The sequence below is a fragment of the Brevundimonas sp. genome, from assembly GCF_965279155.1.
Lineage (GTDB): Bacteria > Pseudomonadota > Alphaproteobacteria > Caulobacterales > Caulobacteraceae > Brevundimonas.
This window is the reverse complement of sequence record NZ_OZ257138.1, coordinates 2,090,290-2,105,354: the sequence shown is the minus strand read 5'-3', so window position 1 is coordinate 2,105,354 and position 15,065 is coordinate 2,090,290. Positions and strand designations below refer to the sequence as shown.

General features: G+C 67.8%; 14 protein-coding genes. 5 read left to right on the top strand and 9 right to left on the bottom strand.

What is annotated here, in order from left to right; all coding sequences use genetic code 11:
- Positions 1-39 precede the first annotated feature (39 nt).
- The 3 genes from dapB to dnaK all read right to left on the bottom strand — a co-directional run bounded on the left by dapB (position 40) and on the right by dnaK (position 4,103).
- Positions 40-789, bottom strand: coding sequence for a 4-hydroxy-tetrahydrodipicolinate reductase (gene dapB / locus ACQY72_RS10100; RefSeq protein WP_428153365.1), 750 nt, complete (start codon positions 787-789; stop codon positions 40-42).
- Positions 786-1,988, bottom strand: coding sequence for a molecular chaperone DnaJ (dnaJ, locus tag ACQY72_RS10095; protein WP_428153364.1), 1,203 nt, complete (start codon positions 1,986-1,988; stop codon positions 786-788). The genes dapB and dnaJ overlap by 4 nt, the downstream gene beginning before the upstream one ends.
- A gap of 174 nt (positions 1,989-2,162) precedes the next feature.
- Positions 2,163-4,103 carry a molecular chaperone DnaK gene (gene dnaK / locus ACQY72_RS10090; protein ID WP_428156697.1) on the bottom strand — a complete coding sequence of 647 codons (1,941 nt, stop codon included), beginning with the start codon at positions 4,101-4,103 and terminating at the stop codon, positions 2,163-2,165.
- Positions 4,104-4,360: 257 nt separating this feature from the next.
- Here dnaK and ACQY72_RS10085 point away from each other — a divergent pair, with 257 nt between their 5' ends.
- The gene (locus ACQY72_RS10085) at positions 4,361-4,729 is read left to right on the top strand and encodes a hypothetical protein (RefSeq protein WP_428153362.1); all 369 of its coding nucleotides are present in this window, start codon (positions 4,361-4,363) and stop codon (positions 4,727-4,729) included.
- Positions 4,692-5,381, top strand: coding sequence for an alpha-ketoglutarate-dependent dioxygenase AlkB (locus ACQY72_RS10080; protein ID WP_428153361.1), 690 nt, complete (start codon positions 4,692-4,694; stop codon positions 5,379-5,381). Before ACQY72_RS10085 ends, ACQY72_RS10080 begins: the two co-directional genes overlap by 38 nt.
- Here ACQY72_RS10080 and ACQY72_RS10075 read toward each other — a convergent pair.
- Positions 5,333-6,136, bottom strand: coding sequence for a siderophore-interacting protein (locus ACQY72_RS10075; RefSeq protein ID WP_428153360.1), 804 nt, complete (start codon positions 6,134-6,136; stop codon positions 5,333-5,335). The genes ACQY72_RS10080 and ACQY72_RS10075 overlap by 49 nt on opposite strands.
- Positions 6,133-6,768, bottom strand: a complete 636-nt coding sequence (locus ACQY72_RS10070; protein WP_428153359.1) for a PadR family transcriptional regulator — start codon at positions 6,766-6,768, stop codon at positions 6,133-6,135. The genes ACQY72_RS10075 and ACQY72_RS10070 overlap by 4 nt, the downstream gene beginning before the upstream one ends.
- A gap of 150 nt (positions 6,769-6,918) precedes the next feature.
- Here ACQY72_RS10070 and ACQY72_RS10065 point away from each other — a divergent pair, with 150 nt between their 5' ends.
- From ACQY72_RS10065 to ACQY72_RS10055, 3 genes are read left to right on the top strand one after another with little or no spacing between them, the layout of a single operon-like run.
- Entirely contained in the window at positions 6,919-7,626 is a 708-nt protein-coding gene (locus ACQY72_RS10065) for a dienelactone hydrolase family protein (RefSeq protein ID WP_428153357.1), read from the top strand.
- Between the two features lie 57 nt (positions 7,627-7,683).
- Positions 7,684-8,163 (top strand): Rrf2 family transcriptional regulator, encoded by a 480-nt coding sequence (locus tag ACQY72_RS10060; protein ID WP_428153356.1) that lies wholly within the window; start codon positions 7,684-7,686, stop codon positions 8,161-8,163.
- Positions 8,141-9,082: an NAD(P)/FAD-dependent oxidoreductase gene (locus ACQY72_RS10055; RefSeq protein WP_428153354.1), complete on the top strand. Its 942-nt coding sequence runs from the start codon at positions 8,141-8,143 to the stop codon at positions 9,080-9,082. The genes ACQY72_RS10060 and ACQY72_RS10055 overlap by 23 nt, the downstream gene beginning before the upstream one ends.
- Here the strand turns inward: ACQY72_RS10055 and ACQY72_RS10050 are convergent.
- From ACQY72_RS10050 to glnD, 4 genes are all read right to left on the bottom strand, one after another.
- The gene (locus ACQY72_RS10050; protein ID WP_428153352.1) at positions 9,079-9,543 is read right to left on the bottom strand and encodes an OsmC family protein; all 465 of its coding nucleotides are present in this window, start codon (positions 9,541-9,543) and stop codon (positions 9,079-9,081) included. The two genes, ACQY72_RS10055 and ACQY72_RS10050, sit on opposite strands and share 4 nt — an antisense overlap.
- On the bottom strand, positions 9,543-10,586 hold the full coding sequence (gene trpS / locus ACQY72_RS10045; RefSeq protein ID WP_426022569.1) for a tryptophan--tRNA ligase: 1,044 nt from the start codon (positions 10,584-10,586) through the stop codon (positions 9,543-9,545). The genes ACQY72_RS10050 and trpS overlap by 1 nt, the downstream gene beginning before the upstream one ends.
- 125 nt (positions 10,587-10,711) lie before the next feature.
- Positions 10,712-12,307: a murein biosynthesis integral membrane protein MurJ gene (gene murJ, locus ACQY72_RS10040; RefSeq protein ID WP_428153351.1), complete on the bottom strand. Its 1,596-nt coding sequence runs from the start codon at positions 12,305-12,307 to the stop codon at positions 10,712-10,714.
- Between the two features lie 36 nt (positions 12,308-12,343).
- Entirely contained in the window at positions 12,344-15,046 is a 2,703-nt protein-coding gene (glnD, locus tag ACQY72_RS10035) for a [protein-PII] uridylyltransferase (protein WP_428153349.1), read from the bottom strand.
- Positions 15,047-15,065 lie beyond the last annotated feature (19 nt).

Sequence of the window (15,065 nt, the reverse complement as noted above, 5' to 3'; positions counted from 1 at the left end):
CGAACATAGCGCGGCGCGAAGCGCCTCAGGCGTCAGCCATCAAGCTTGGCGAAAGCCAAGCACGTCCTGCATGTCGTAGAGGCCGGTCTTGCGGGTTCGCACCCAGGCTGCGGCGGCGACGGCGCCCTTGGCGAACAGGCTGCGATCAATGGCCGAGTGGCTGAGGGTCAGGACCTCGTCCTCGGAGGCGAACAGGACCGTATGTTCGCCGATGATGCCTCCGGCGCGGATGGAGGAGAAACCGATCTTGCCGCTTTCGCGCTCGCCCTGCACCCCGTCGTAAGGCTTGGACTGAAGGTCCGCCAAGTCCGCGAACCGGCCCTCGGCGGCGGCTTCGCCCAGCATCAGGGCGGTCCCCGACGGCGAATCCAACTTCCTGCGGTGGTGGGCCTCGGTGATCTCGATATCCCAGTCCTGGGCGTCCAGACGCTGGGCGGCGTGCTGGACCAAGCCGATCAGGATGTTCACGCCCAGAGAGAAGTTGCCGCTCTTGACGATGGCGATCTTCTCGGCGGCCTTCATCAGCTCGGCCTCCTGCTCGGCCGTGAAGCCGGTCGAGCCGATGACCAGGGCCGGACCGCCGCGTTCCGCCGCCGCCTGCGCCAGGGCGACCGAGGCGTCGGGGGTCGAGAAGTCGATGATCACGTCGCACAGAGAGATGTCGGCCGTCTCGCCCCAGTCGAAGCGGGCGGCGACGACAACGTCCTCACGCGCATCCAGCACCTGGGAAACCGCGCGACCCATCCGGCCGCGATAGCCGGAAATGCCGGCGTGGAAGATTGCGCTCAAGCCGCCGTCTCTTTCGATCCGTCCGCGTCCTGATTGCCCAGGATGTCGGCCCAGAAGCGCTTCGCCTTTCCGGCGAAGCTGGAGTTGCGAGGGTTCTGCCCCTCGCCGAACGACAGGGCAAGCTCTTCCAGTAACTCACGCTGGCGCGCGGTCAGATCGGTGGGCGTCTCGACGAACAGTTCGACCACCAGATCGCCGCGGTTGCGGCCGTTCAGATGGGGCATGCCCTTGCCCTTGATGCGCACGGTCTTGCCGGTCTGGGCGCCGGCCGGCACGGTGACGGCGGCCCTGCACTTGCCGTCGCAGGCGGCCGATACCAGGCAGGGCGCATCGATCTCGCCGCCCAAGGCCGCCACAGTCATCGGCACGGGCACGGTGACCAGCAGGTCCAGGTTGTCGCGCTCGAACAGATCGTGCGGCGTCACCGAGAGGAAGACATACAGATCGCCGCGTGGCCCGCCGCGCTGGCCCGCATCGCCCTCGCCCGACAGGCGGATGCGTGAGCCGTCATCGACGCCGGCGGGAATCTTGAGGTTCAGGGTCCGGTTTTTGCGGACCTGGCCGTGCCCATGGCAGGTCGTGCAGGGATCGGCGATCATCTGGCCGGCGCCGTGGCAGCGGGGGCAGGTGCGCTCGACCTGGAAGAAGCCGTTGGCCTGGCGCACGCGACCCGCGCCCTGGCAGGTGGTGCAGGTGACCGGCTTGGTGCCCGGCTTGGCGCCGGACCCCTCGCAGGTGTCGCAGGTCATGGTCGAGGGGATGTCGATCTCGACATCCTCGCCCTTGTAGGCCTGCTCCAGGGTGATCTCCAGATCGTAGCGCAGGTCCGAGCCGCGACGCGGTCCGCCCTGTTGGCCTCGACCCTGCTGGCGACCGCCAAAGGCGTCTCCGAACGCATCGCCGAACACCTGGGAGAAGATGTCGTTGATGTCCGAGAAGCCCTGCTGGCCCTGGCCGAAGCCTCCGCCACCGCCGCCGTTCACCCCCGCATGACCGAACCGGTCATAGGCCGCACGCTTGTTCTCGTCCGACAGGACCGTATAGGCCTCGGACACTTCCTTGAACTGCGCCATCGACTCTTCCGAGCCGCCGTTGCGGTCCGGGTGATGGATCATGGCCAGTTTGCGGTAGGCGGCCTTCAGACCGGGAGCGTCGATCGTGCGTTCGACGCCAAGAACCTCGTAATAATCACGCGCCATCGGGCGTCCGTCCTCATACTTCCCCGTTCGATCTCGCCTCGCCTCTATCGCGCACTGGTCGAAATCGATGTCCCGGCTGACATGGGGGCCGGGATGAATGATGCAAGTTTCATGAAAAGACCCCGCCTATCGCAAGACAAGCGGGGCCGTATCATTTCAGCGACCTGTTGCGGATCAGGCGCTCTTCTTGTCGTCGCCGTCGGTGTCCGAAACTTCCTCGAACTCGGCGTCGACCACGCCGTCGTCGGCCGGGGCGGCGTCACCTTCGCCCGCGCCCTGCTGCTGGGCGTACATCGCCTCGCCCAGCTTCATCGAGGCCTGGACCAGGGTGTTGGTCTTGGCGCGGATGTCTTCGGCGTCCGTGCCTTCGCGCGCGGTCTTCAGCTCGGCCAGGCCGGTCTCGATGGCCGTCTTCTCTTCCGCGCCGACCTTGTCGCCGTGTTCGGCCAAGGCCTTCTCGGTCGAGTTGATCAGGCTGTCGGCGGCGTTCTGGGCCTCGACCAGGTCCTTGCGGATCTTGTCGGAGGCGGCGTTGGCCTCGGCTTCCTTGACCATCTTGTCGATGTCGGCGTCCGACAGGCCGCCGTTCGCCTGGATGCGGATCGACTGTTCCTTGTTGGTCGCCTTGTCCTTGGCCGAGACGTTGACGATGCCGTTGGCGTCGATGTCGAAGGCGACCTCGATCTGCGGCATGCCGCGCGGCGACGGCGGAATGCCCATCAGGTCGAACTGACCCAGCATCTTGTTGTCCGACGCCATCGGACGCTCGCCCTGGAAGACGCGGATCGTCACGGCCGACTGGTTGTCGTCGGCGGTCGAGAAGGTCTGGCTCTTCTTGGTCGGGATCGTCGTGTTGCGCTCGATCAGCGGGGTGAAGACGCCGCCCAGGGTCTCGATGCCCAGGGTCAGAGGGGTCACGTCCAGCAGCAGCACGTCCTTGACGTCGCCTTGCAGAACGCCGGCCTGAACGGCGGCGCCCAGGGCCACAACTTCGTCAGGGTTCACGCCCTTGTGCGGCTCCTTGCCGAAGAAGGCCTTCACGGCTTCCACGACCTTGGGCATGCGGGTCATGCCGCCGACCAGGACGACTTCATCGATGTCCGACGCCTTCAGGCCAGCGTCGGCCAACGCCTTGCGGCACGGCTCGATGGTGCGCTGGACCAGGTCGTCGACCAGGGATTCCAGCTTGGCGCGCGTCAGCTTGATGTTCAGGTGCAGCGGACCCGACGCATTCATGGTGATGAACGGCAGGTTGACCTCGTATTGGGTCGTGGTCGACAGCTCCTTCTTGGCCTTTTCGGCCTCTTCCTTCAGGCGCTGAAGGGCCAGCTTGTCCTGGCGCAGATCGACGCTCTGTTCCTTCTTGAACTCGTCGGCCAGGTAATCGACCAGGCGCAGGTCGAAGTCCTCGCCGCCCAGGAAGGTGTCGCCGTTGGTCGACTTCACTTCGAAGACGCCGTCGCCGATTTCCAGGACCGAGACGTCGAAGGTGCCGCCGCCCAGGTCATAGACGGCGATCTTCTGGCCTTCGTTCTTTTCCAGGCCATAGGCGAGCGCAGCCGCAGTCGGCTCGTTGATGATGCGCAGCACTTCCAGGCCGGCGATCTTGCCCGCGTCCTTGGTGGCCTGGCGCTGGCTGTCGTTGAAGTAGGCGGGAACGGTGATGACGGCTTGGGTCACCTTGTCGCCCAGGAAGGCCTCGGCCGATTCCTTCATCTTCTGCAGGATGAAGGCCGAGATCTGCTGGGGGGAATAGTCCTTGCCGAAGGCGCGCACCCAGGCGTCGCCGTTCGGACCCTTGACGATCTCGTAGGGCACCATGCCCTTGTCCTTGGCGACCACGGGATCATCGAAGCTGCGGCCGATCAGGCGCTTGATCGCGAAGAAGGTGTTGGACGGGTTGGTGACGGCCTGGCGTTTGGCGGGCTGGCCCACCAGCACTTCTGCGCCGTCCTGAATCGCCACGACCGACGGGGTCGTGCGGTTGCCCTCGGCGTTCTCGATGACCTTGGGGGTCTTGCCGTCCATGGCGGCCACGCAGGAGTTGGTGGTGCCGAGGTCGATGCCGATAATCTTGGCCATGTGTTCTTCAGTCTCTCTCGTTCGGCGGGCGATGCGGCGGCCTTCGACGAAGCGCCGCGCGTGACCGCCCCCGGTTGGGTTGGCGTGGATCGGTTTGGATAGCCCCAGTTTTCGCGGGGTTTCTCCGAAGCTGGCCCCGATATGGGAAAATCCCCCCGGCCTGCAAGGGCGATTTGCGATTCAACCCATCTCACAGAACGACGAAATTCGAAGATGCGGGGTTCGCGATTGTGAGGCATAAGAATTTTCGCCGCGTTCAGGGAGCGCGATCAAGGAAGGGAGAGGAAACAATGATCAAGACCATGCTCAAGGCTGCGGTCGCCGCCGTCGTTCTGGTCGGGGCCGCCGCGGCTGCACCGGCGCCCGCAACGGCGCCGACGGTTCAGTCGCGCGACGGTTACGACCGTCACGTCACCATCAAGAACCGCACCGGCTGGACCATGTTGCGCTTCTATGCGTCGGACTCGCGCAGCGACGACTGGGAAGAGGACATCCTGGGCGACGACGTGCTGGAGAACGGTCAGAATGTGCGCATCAATATCGATGACGGCTCGGGCGCCTGCATCTATGACTTCAAGGCCGAGTTCACCAACGGCGAGGAGCTGACGCGTTCACGCATCAATGTCTGCGAAATCGGCGAATACAGCTACACCCGTTGAGGTAAAGACCGCCGTCGAGGGCTTTCGGCTATGGCCGGGGGCGCTCGATGCGGCGGCGCAGGCCGATCTGGTCGCCGAGGTGTTCGAGCGGCTGGATCAGGCCCCGCTCTATCGACCCACCACGCCGGGCGGCCGGCCCTTCTCGGTGCGGATGAGCAATTTCGGGCCGCTGGGCTGGGTCTCGGACCGGAGCGGTTATCGCTATCAGGCGACCCATCCCGAAACAGGGAGGCCCTGGCCCCCAATGCCGCAGGTTCTGCTGGACCTGTGGGACGCCACGGTCGGCTGGCCCGCGCCGCCGGACGCCTGTCTGGTCAATCTGTATCGCGAGGGAGCGAAGATGGGCCTGCATCAGGATCGCGACGAGGCCGATCTCGGCGCGCCGGTGCTTTCAGTGTCGCTTGGCGACGCGGCCATGTTCCGCATCGGCGCGGCCGAGGGCGGGCGCACCACGACCTTAAAGCTGGAAAGCGGCGACGTCTGCGCCCTGACGGGCCCGGCGCGACTGGCACGGCACGGGATCGACCGCGTGCTGGAGGGATCGTCGCGCCTGATCCCCGGCGGAGGTCGGCTGAACCTGACACTGCGTTGCGCGGGTCAGAGTCAGTTCTCAATGACGTCGTGGGCGCCGACGCCGCCCAGGCGCCAGTAGCCGGCGGCCTTCATGGACTTGGGCGAGAACCCCAGGTCGAGCACCCGCGCACGTAACGCCTTGGCAACGGCGGATTCAGCGGCGATCCAGACATAGGCATCTGACCGCTCGACTCCGGCCAAAGCCGCGTCGAGAGCGCCCAGCAGGGTCTCGGTTCGACCGCGAGGCGCGCCGTTGCGGACGGCCCAAGTCACAGTGACCTCGGCGGCGCTGTCGAAGCTCAGGGTCTGGCCTGCGTCCTCGACCTCGACCATCACATGGACGCGGACGTCGCCGGGCAGTTCCTCCAGCCGTCTGGCGATGGCCGGCAGGGCTGTCTCGTCGCCGATCAGCACATGGTCGGAGAAGGCGGTCGGCACGATGAAGGAGCCGCGCGGACCGCCGACGCCTAGGATCGAGCCGACCTTCGCCGCCATGGCCCATTCGGTCGCCGGGCCGCCGTGGCCGACGACGAAGTCCAGCGTCAATGTCCGGCCCGCTGGGTCATGGGCGCGAGGGGTATAGTCGCGGGCGACGGGGCGCGGCTCTGGAAAGACCGGACCGTCCGGCCCGATGGTGGGCAGGACGGGCGCCCGGCCCTCGGCGACCGGGAAGATCTTCACGTGATCGTCGAAGCCCAGGGAGACGAAGCCTTCCAGGTCGTCCCCGATCAGGACCACGCGGCGATAGGCCGGGGTCAGGTCCTGGATCGAGGCGACGGTCAGGGTGCGGAACTTCAATTCGTGCCGCACGCGGCGGGTTTCGCGGGCGCTCATGCCTGTTCCACCTTGTCGGCGGTCTCGGCCAGGATGGCGGCGATGGCCTGGACCTGAGCCTCGGTCAGGGCCGTCTCGCTCGTCAGACGGCCGTGGATCGTGTGGCGCAGGCGACCGATGGCGTCCTGGATGGCGGTCGGACGCAAGGCGCGTGCGGCGAACTTGTCCATGGTCGCCTCGGCGGCGCGCAGGATGTCCTGGTTCTCGGCCAGCAGGGCGCGGCCGGGGCCGGTGATGGAATACAGTTTCTTGCCGCCCTGCGCCTCGGATTCCAGCGCGCCCATTTCCTCAAGCAGGGTCAGGCTGGGGTAGATGACGCCGGGACTGGGCGAATAGGCGCCACCCAGTTTCGTCTCGACCGCCTTGATCAGTTCGTAGCCGTGGCTGGGCTTCTCAGCGATCAGCGACAGCAGCACCCAGCGAAGCGTGCCGTGGTCGAACAGGCGACCACCGCCGCGCCGGCCATGGCCGTGACCGCGTCCCCGCGCCTCGCCTCCTTCCCAGCCGGGACCGAAGTCCGCGCCGCGTCCGCCGCGCATGTCTCTGCCGAAAGCATGGCCGAACCCGCCATGACGACCGTGTTTTTCGCCGCATTCGTCGCGGCGTCCTTGAAAGATCCCCTTGGACCTCATGATCGATTCCTTTTCGATATATCTATTCACGAGAAGTTAGATATATCTGAATGACGAAATCCGCAAGAGGGGCTGGTGTTCGGGCGCAAGCTGCGGCGTAAATCGGGAATGGACGACCTCAAGAGCCGCTGGGCCCGCCTCGAACCCCACATGACCGTTGTGGGCCCTGACGACGACCGGCCCCGGCCGGCGGTGCTGCTGTTCCACGGCTGCGGCGGACTGCGCGACCACCTGCCCCGCTACGCTGCGGCAGCCAAGGCGGCGGGCTGGCGGGCCTTCATCATCGATTCCTACGGCCCGCGCGGGTGGGGCCGCGCCTTCACCCTGACGGCGGTCTGCACCGGCCTGTCCTTCCGGGGCTATGAGCGGGTGGGCGACCTTCTGGCGGCGATCCAGGGCGTTTCGGCGCGACCGGATGTGGACCCGACCCAACTGGCGCTGGCGGGCTGGAGCCATGGCGGCTGGTCGATCATGGAGATGATGAGCGGCGCACCGACGCCAAATACGTTCGGCGTGACCAACCCCGGCGACGCCGACCTGTCCGGGATCAAGGCCGTCTGGCTGGCCTATCCCTATATCGGCCCGTTCGCCTTCAACCGGATGAAGCCCTGGCGGCACTGTCCCAAGGTGCTGGCCGTCACCTGCAAACGCGACCACCTGACGACGCAGCGCAACGCCGAACAGGTCAACGCCATGATCCGCAACTGCGGCGCCGAGGTCGAGAGCTGGATCGCCGTCGGCACCCACGCCTTCGACGAGCCGACCAACAACGGCCCGATGCGCCACGACCCGGACCTGACCAAAGAGGCCCTGCGCCGCTTCCGCGCCTTCCTGACCGACGTCGCCCCTCACGTCTGAAAAGAATCTGGATGGCCCGTCTTGACGTGCGGCCTATCACGTAACAATTGAAGTTACATGAAAAGAGATTCCCGCCTCTCCAACATTCTTCATGCCTTGCTGCACATGGCCGAGCACGAGACGCGGACCGGGGCGCCCATGACCTCGGACCAACTGGCCGTCTGCCTGTCGACCAATCCGGTCGTCGTGCGCCGGACCATGGCGGGCCTGCGTGAACAGGGGCTGGTGGCCTCGGAAAAGGGGCATGGCGGCGGATGGCGGCTGGCCCGGCCGCTGGATCAGGTGACCCTGGGCCAGGTCAACACGGCCTTGGGCGAGCCCGGCCTGTTTCCAGAAACCCCGCCGGTCGAGGCTGACGGCTGCCTGGTCGAGGCGGCGGTCAACGACGCCCTGGCCGAAACCTACGCCGCCGCCCGCGCCCTGCTGGTCGCGCGGTTGAACCAGATCACCCTGGCCGATCTGGCGGCGGACTTCTCGCGCCGGATGGCCGAACACCCAAAGAGAGATCTGTTCCGTGCCGACCGCCACGAAGGCTGAACCCATGCCGCACGACGCCCTGATCATCGGCGGGTCCTACGCCGGCCTGTCCGCCGCCCAGCAGCTGGTCCGCGCCAGACGCCGTGTGCTGGTCATCGACGACGGAAGGCCGCGCAACCGCTTCGCCGCCCGCGCCCATGGCGTCCTGGCCAACGACGGCCGACCGGGTGCAGAGATCACGGCGACGGCGCGGTCCCAGGTCGCGGCCTATCCCACCGCCGCCTTCCGCATGGCCGAGGCGGTCGCGGTCGAGCGGATCGACGGCGGATTCTCGGTCTCTTTCGCCGACGGCACGCGGACCCGTGGCCGCCGGCTTCTGCTGTCGCATGGGGTCGAGGACGTGCTGCCCGATATTCCTGGCGTGAAGGAACGCTGGGGCCGCACCGCCCTGCACTGCCCCTGGTGCCACGGCTACGAGATCGGCGGCGGCCCCATCGGGGTGCTGGGGCGCGGCGACCATGCGGTCCAATACGCCGCCATCGTCGCGGAATGGGGCCAGGTCACCCTGTTCATGGATCTGGACGTCGGCCTGTCGCCCGAGGACGCCCATCTGCTGTATCGGCGTGGCGTGACTATCGAGACCACCCCCATCGCCCGGCTGGAGGGCGAAGCCCCGACCCTGACCGGCGCGCGGCTGACCGACGGGCGGTTCGTGGAGCTGAAGGCCATCTTCGTCGGGGCCAGCATCCGCGTGGCCAGCCCGTTCGCCGAACGGCTGGGCTGCGAGATGACCGACACGCCGATGGGCCGTGTGATCAAGGTGGACGCCATGCAGGCGACGACCCAGCCGGGCGTCTTCGCCGCCGGTGATCTGGCGCGGGCCGCGTCCAACATCACCCTGGCGACCTCCGACGGCATGATCGCCGCCCACGGCCTGTTCAGATCCCTGGTCGAAGAGGAGACGGCGGTCGCCGCCTAGCCGATGGTCGCCTCGACCGTGATGGTCGCGCGGACCGAATGGGCCATTTCGCAATGCTCATGGGCCTGGTGGTGCAGGGCGTCGATCTCGGCCTGGTCCGGTTCGCGACCGGAGAAGCTGGTGAAGGGGCGTAGCGTCACCTCGGCGAGGTAGCGCTTGCCGTTCTCGTCCTTGCCCATCTTGCCCGAGGCCTCGTCGACATAGGTGTCGACCACCAGGCCGGCGTTGGCGGCGAAGGCCAGGAACCACAGCATGTGGCAGCTGGACAGGGAGGCGATCATCGCTTCCTCCGGATCGACCGCTGCGGCGTCGGACATCGGCACCGGCACGCTGGACGGCGCCGACGAACCGGGCACCACCGCGCCGCCGTCGAAGGTCCAGGAATGGGCGCGGCTGTAGCGCTTGTCGAGGAAGGGCTGATCGCCTCGGCTCCAGGCGATCTTGGCCTCGTAAATGCCCATCACGCCCTCCAGAAGCCGACGATCTTCTTGACCTCGTCCACCACCGGGTCGGCCACAGCGGCGGCGCGTTCGGCGCCGTCCTTCAGCACGCGGTCGATCTCGGCCGGGTCGTCCATCAGGCGGCGCATCTCGGCCGTGACCGGGGCCAGGGAAGAGACCGCCAGGTCCGCCAGAGCGGGCTTGAAGGCGCCGAAGCCTTGGCCGCCGAACTGTTCGATCACCTGTTCGCGGGTCAGCCCGGCCAGGGCGGCGTAAATGGCGACCAGATTCTTGGCCTCGGGCCGGTCGTTCAGACCGTCCAAGGTTTCCGGCAGAGGCTCCGGGTCGGTCTTGGCGCGCTTGATCTTGGAGGCGATGGCGTCCGCGTCGTCGGTCAGGTTGATGCGGCTGTTGTCGGACGGGTCCGACTTGGACATCTTGGCCGCCCCGTCGCGCAGGGACATGACGCGCGTCGCTGGCCCCTGGATGATGGGCTCAGGCACCGGGAAATAGCCGGGCGCGCCGAAGTCGTTGTTGAACTTGGCGGCGATGTCGCGGGTCAGTTCCAGATGCTGTTTCTGGTCCTCGCCGACCGGCACTTCCGTGGCCTTGTACAGCAGGATGTCGGCGGCCTGGAGCACGGGATAGGTGTAGAGGCCAACCGACGCCCGTTCCTTGTGCTTGCCCGACTTCTCCTTGAACTGGGTCATCCGGTCCAGCCAGCCGAGGCGGGCGACGCAGTTGAAGATCCAGGCCAGTTCGGCATGGGCGCGCACGGCCGACTGCGGGAAGATGATCGACTTGGCGGGATCCAGGCCCGAGGCCAGATAGGCGGCGGCGATCTCGCGCGTCTGGGCGGCCAGCTTGGCCGGGTCCTGCCACACGGTGATGGCGTGCATGTCGGCGACGAAGACGAAGACGGGCGCGCCCTGGTCCTGCAGCTCGACGAACCGCTTCAGCGCGCCGAGATAGTTGCCAAGGTGCAGGGCGCCGGAGGCCTGGATGCCGGACAGGATGCGGCGCGGGCCGTCGTATGTCGCAACGGCTGGGGTCTGGTCGGTCATGGAGTCGGGTCTCGGAAGGTCGAAAGGCAGGCGTGGTGAAGGCGGCGGCGGTTCAGCCGCGCCATCGCCGGTCGGAAATCAGGCCCGAGGTCGTCATGGCCTCGCGCTTATCGGTTCCCCGTCCGTCAGTCCAGACCGGAGACCGCGCCGCCGCCCGGCTCGCGCCGCAAGGTCGCCTTCAGCTCAGACAGGGTGACGGCGCGGAAGGCGAAGAGGCAGACGCCATAGGCCCCGGCGCCCAGGCCGCAGACGACGAGGACGGCGATCTCCTTGGCCAGCAAAATCCGGCTCAGAAGCCCATAGTTGAGGCTGGCCAGCAGCAGCAGGCCGGCCATGACCGCGCTGGCCGCCAGAACACGGACGATACGCGAGACGAAGGCGGGCGACGGTCGCCAGGCGTTCTCGTGGATCAGAACGCCGACCAACAGGCCGACGTTGACCCAGGCCGAGACGCTGGTGGCGATGGCCAGGCCCAGCACCCCGTCCCAGCCCTGGGTGCGGAACCAGAAGAACAGGCCCGACCCCAGGACCACGGTGATGACCACGGCGGTGACCGCGAAATACATGGGCCGACGCGTGTCTTCTCGGGCGAAGAAGGGCGGCGTCAGGACCTTGGCCAGGACGAAGGCGGGCACGCCCCAGGCGAACTGACGCAGCACGTCGGCGGTGCGGGCGGCGTCGGCGCTGGTGAAGGCGCCGCGCGTCACTGTCGCATCGATAATGAAGAAGGGGATGACGAACAGGGCCACGGCGGCCGGCAGGGTGAAGGCCATGGCCAGGTTGATCCCGTCGTCCAGCGTCTTCTGTCCGCCCTCGTGATCGCCGGAAACGAAGGCCCGGGTCAGGCGCGGCACCAGGGCCAGGCCGATGGCCACCCCGACCAGACCCAGCGGCAGTTGGTAGAGGCGGTCGGCGTTATAGAGCACCGAGCGGGCGCCGGCGTCCGATCCGGCCAGAACCTGGGACACGACCGAGTTGACCTGCATGGCCCCGCCGGCCATGGCGCCGGGCACGGCCAGGGCCAGGGCGCGCTTCACGTTCGGGGTCAGGCGCGGCAGGCCCAGCTTCAGCTTCACGCCCAGACGCCGCACGCCCCACCACAGGAGGCCGGCCTGGATCACGCCCGAGACGGTGACCGCCGCGCTGGTGGCCAGCAACACCATGGCGGGCGAGACCGGCAGGAAGAAGCCGCCCAACAGCGGCGCCAGGGTGCAAAGGTTCAGAAAGACAGGAACCGCCGCCGACAGGGCGAACCGACCGCCGGTGTTCAGCACCCCCGACAACAGGGAGGCGATGGTCATGCAGGCCAGATAGGGCATGGCCAATTGTGTGGCGATCACCCCGACGCGCATCACCTCGGCGTCGTCCTTCCAGGCCGACAGCAGCAGGGGCACGATCCACGGCATGGCGACCTGCAGCAGGATGCAGAAGGCCGCGACCACGGCGAACATGAAGGACATGGCCTCCGAGGCCGTGACGGCTGCGGCCTCGTCGCCCTCGCGCGTCTTGACCCCGCCGTAGACCGGCACGAAGGCCTGGGCGAAGGCGCCCTCGGCGAACAGGCGGCGGAACATGTTGGGCAGCATCAGGGCCGTGGACCAGACGTCCATCAGCGCCCCCTGGCCGAAGTTGGCCGACAGGGCCAGATCGCGGCCGAAGCCCAGCAGGCGGCTGCCCAGCGTCAGGGTCGACTGCACCAGGGTATTGCGGGCGAGGCTCATGCGGACATTCGACAGGGCGCGGAGGAAGGCTTTCGCTTAGCGCGCTTGCTCGCCGGGCGATACGGGCTTCGCGCGCGGGCTGCGGCGGCCCAGGTCCGAGACGTCGCGGGCGCTGGCGCGGGCCGAGGCGACCTTGCGGCCTGCGGGGGCCGGGGCGCGGCTGTCCAGCACGGCTTCCAGGGCCGTGCGCAGTTCGGCGATCCGCTGTTCGGACGTCACCTTGCGGCCTTTGCCATCGACCACATAGAAGCTGTCCACCGCCCGCTCGCCATAGCTGGCGACATGGGCGGAGCGGATGTTCAGGCCTTCGTCGTTGAACACGCGCGAGAGAGCCGCCAGCAGGCCGGGCCGGTCGGCGCAGGACACCTCGACCACGGTGGCGACCTCGCTGGCGTGGTGATCGACCATGACCACGGGCCGAACCTCGAAGGCCGCCTTGCGGGCATTTCCGGTGGGGTCTGGCGCCTGGCCGATACGACCGTCGCCCCGCGCGGCCTTCTCCAGGGCTTCGACCAGGGCCTTGAGCCGGCGGGGCTCGGCCTGGCCATAGGGCAGACCCGCCCCGTCCTGAACGCGGAACACGTCCAGCACCACGTCGTCCAGCGTCGCCACGCGGGCGTCGGTCACGTCGGCGCCCAGGGCGGCCATGGTCTGGGCCAGGTCCGCGAACAGGCCCGGCCGGTCGGCGGCGGCGATGGAGATCTCGGTGGTCTGGACCGCCAGCCCCGCGACGGGGGCGGTCGGCGCGGCCTCGGCGGCGGCGCCCGTCTGGCGCGCACGCTCGACCAGGGCCGGGTGCTCCGCCAGCGGATCCTCGCGCGCCACGTCCTCGCCCCGGAAAAGGCCGGCGACCTGATTGTAGAGGGTGCGCATCAACTGACCCTTCCAGCCGTTCCACACCCCCGGCCCCACCGCCCGGATGTCGGCGACGGTCAGCACCAGCAGCATTCGCAACCGTTCGGGGTCGCCCACCAGCTCGGCGAAGGCGCGGATGGTGGCGGGGTCCGACAGGTCGCGCTTTTGGGCATAATCGCTCAGCGCCAGATGGCTGCGCACCAGCCAGACGACCAGTTCGATACGGCGCGGATCGACGCCCAGCCGTTCGCAGGCCCGGCGCGCGGCGATGGCGCCGTCTTCCAGCTGCCCCCGCTCTCCGCCCTTGCCCACGTCGTGCAGCAACATGCCCAGCATCAGGGCTTCCATGTCCGAGATCAGCTGGACGATCTCGGTGGCCAGAGGGTGGTCGTCCTTCAGCTTGCCGCGCGCGATGTCGTTGATGATCCCAATGGCCTGCAGCGTGTGCTCGTCCACCGTATAGGCGTGGTACATGTTGAACTGGGTCTGGCCCACGATCCGCCCCCACTCGGGCAGGAACCGACCCAGCAGGCCCGTTTCGTTCATGATGGTCAGGACGCGATAGGGCCGCTGGCCATGCGCCAGAATGTCCAGAAAGGCCCGCGTCGCCGCCGGATCGCGCCGCAGCCGGGGCGTCACCAGAGACAGCGACCGGGTCACGGCCGAAAAGGCGTCGGGGTGCAGGTCCAGATCATGCTTGTCGGCGCAGACGAACAGGGTCAGCAGCTTGACCGGATCGGCGGCGAACACCTCCGGTCCTTCGACCGACAGCCGGCCCTGATCGACCCAGAACCCCTCGACCTCCATCTTGCGGCGGGCGGGTCGGAACGGGGTCATCAGCCGCGACAGGCCTTGCGCCGTCTTCTGGTGGCGGGCCTCCAGCTTGGCCGACATGGCGCGGGTCAGGGCGCCGACATCGCGCGCGACCAGGAAGTAGCGGCGCATGAACCGTTCCACCGCCGGTTCGTCGCCCCGCCCCTGCCAGCCCATGCGTCGGGCCACCTCGGGCTGCATGTCGAACGTCAGCTTCTCCTCGGCCCGTCCCGCGATCAGGTGCAGATGGATACGCACGCGCCACAGGAAGTCGAAGGCGTCGTCGGAGGCGCGACGCTCGCGCGAGGTGAACATCTCGTCCATCACCGTTGCGCCCAGCCGGCTGTCGGGCGCCAAGGAGCGCGCGATCCAGTACAGGGTGTTCAGGTCGCGAAGCCCGCCCTTGCCGTCCTTGACGTTGGGTTCGACCTTGTAGCGGGTCACGCCCGCCTTCTGATGCCGGACGGCCCGTTCTTCCAGCTTGGCGGCGATGAAGGGGCGCGGGTCGGACTTGGAGACCATGTCGCGGAACCGGCCGATCATCAGGTCCGACAGCCGCTCGTCGCCGACCAGATGCCGGGCCTCCAGCAGGGTGGTCCGCACCGTCATGTCGGTGCGCGACAGGGTCAGGCATTCCTCGACCGAGCGCACCGCCGGTCCGACCTTGATGCCCAGGTCCCACAGCACATAGAGGACGAACTGGATGACGCTCTCCCCGCGCGGCGTGGCCTTGGCCGGGCGCAGGAACAGCAGGTCCAGATCGGAAAAGGGCGCGAGCACGCCCCGGCCGTAACCCCCGACCGCCACCAGGGACAGCCGTTCGCTCTCGACGGCGGAGACGGGAAACAGGACCTGGGTGGCGACCCGCCACAGGCTCGCCAGCAGGTCGTCGGCGGCTGTGGCGTAGAGGCGGGCGACATCGCGCCCCTTCATGCCGCCGTCTAACTTGCGCTCGGCGCGGGCGCGGGCGGCGTCATAGGTCTCGCGCAAAACGACAGAGACCGCCGCGCGCGGATCTCCCGCGCGGGCGGCCTCGTCAAGGCGGTCATCCAGACTGGGCGAAACGGTCATGTCAGCCACCTATAGGCCG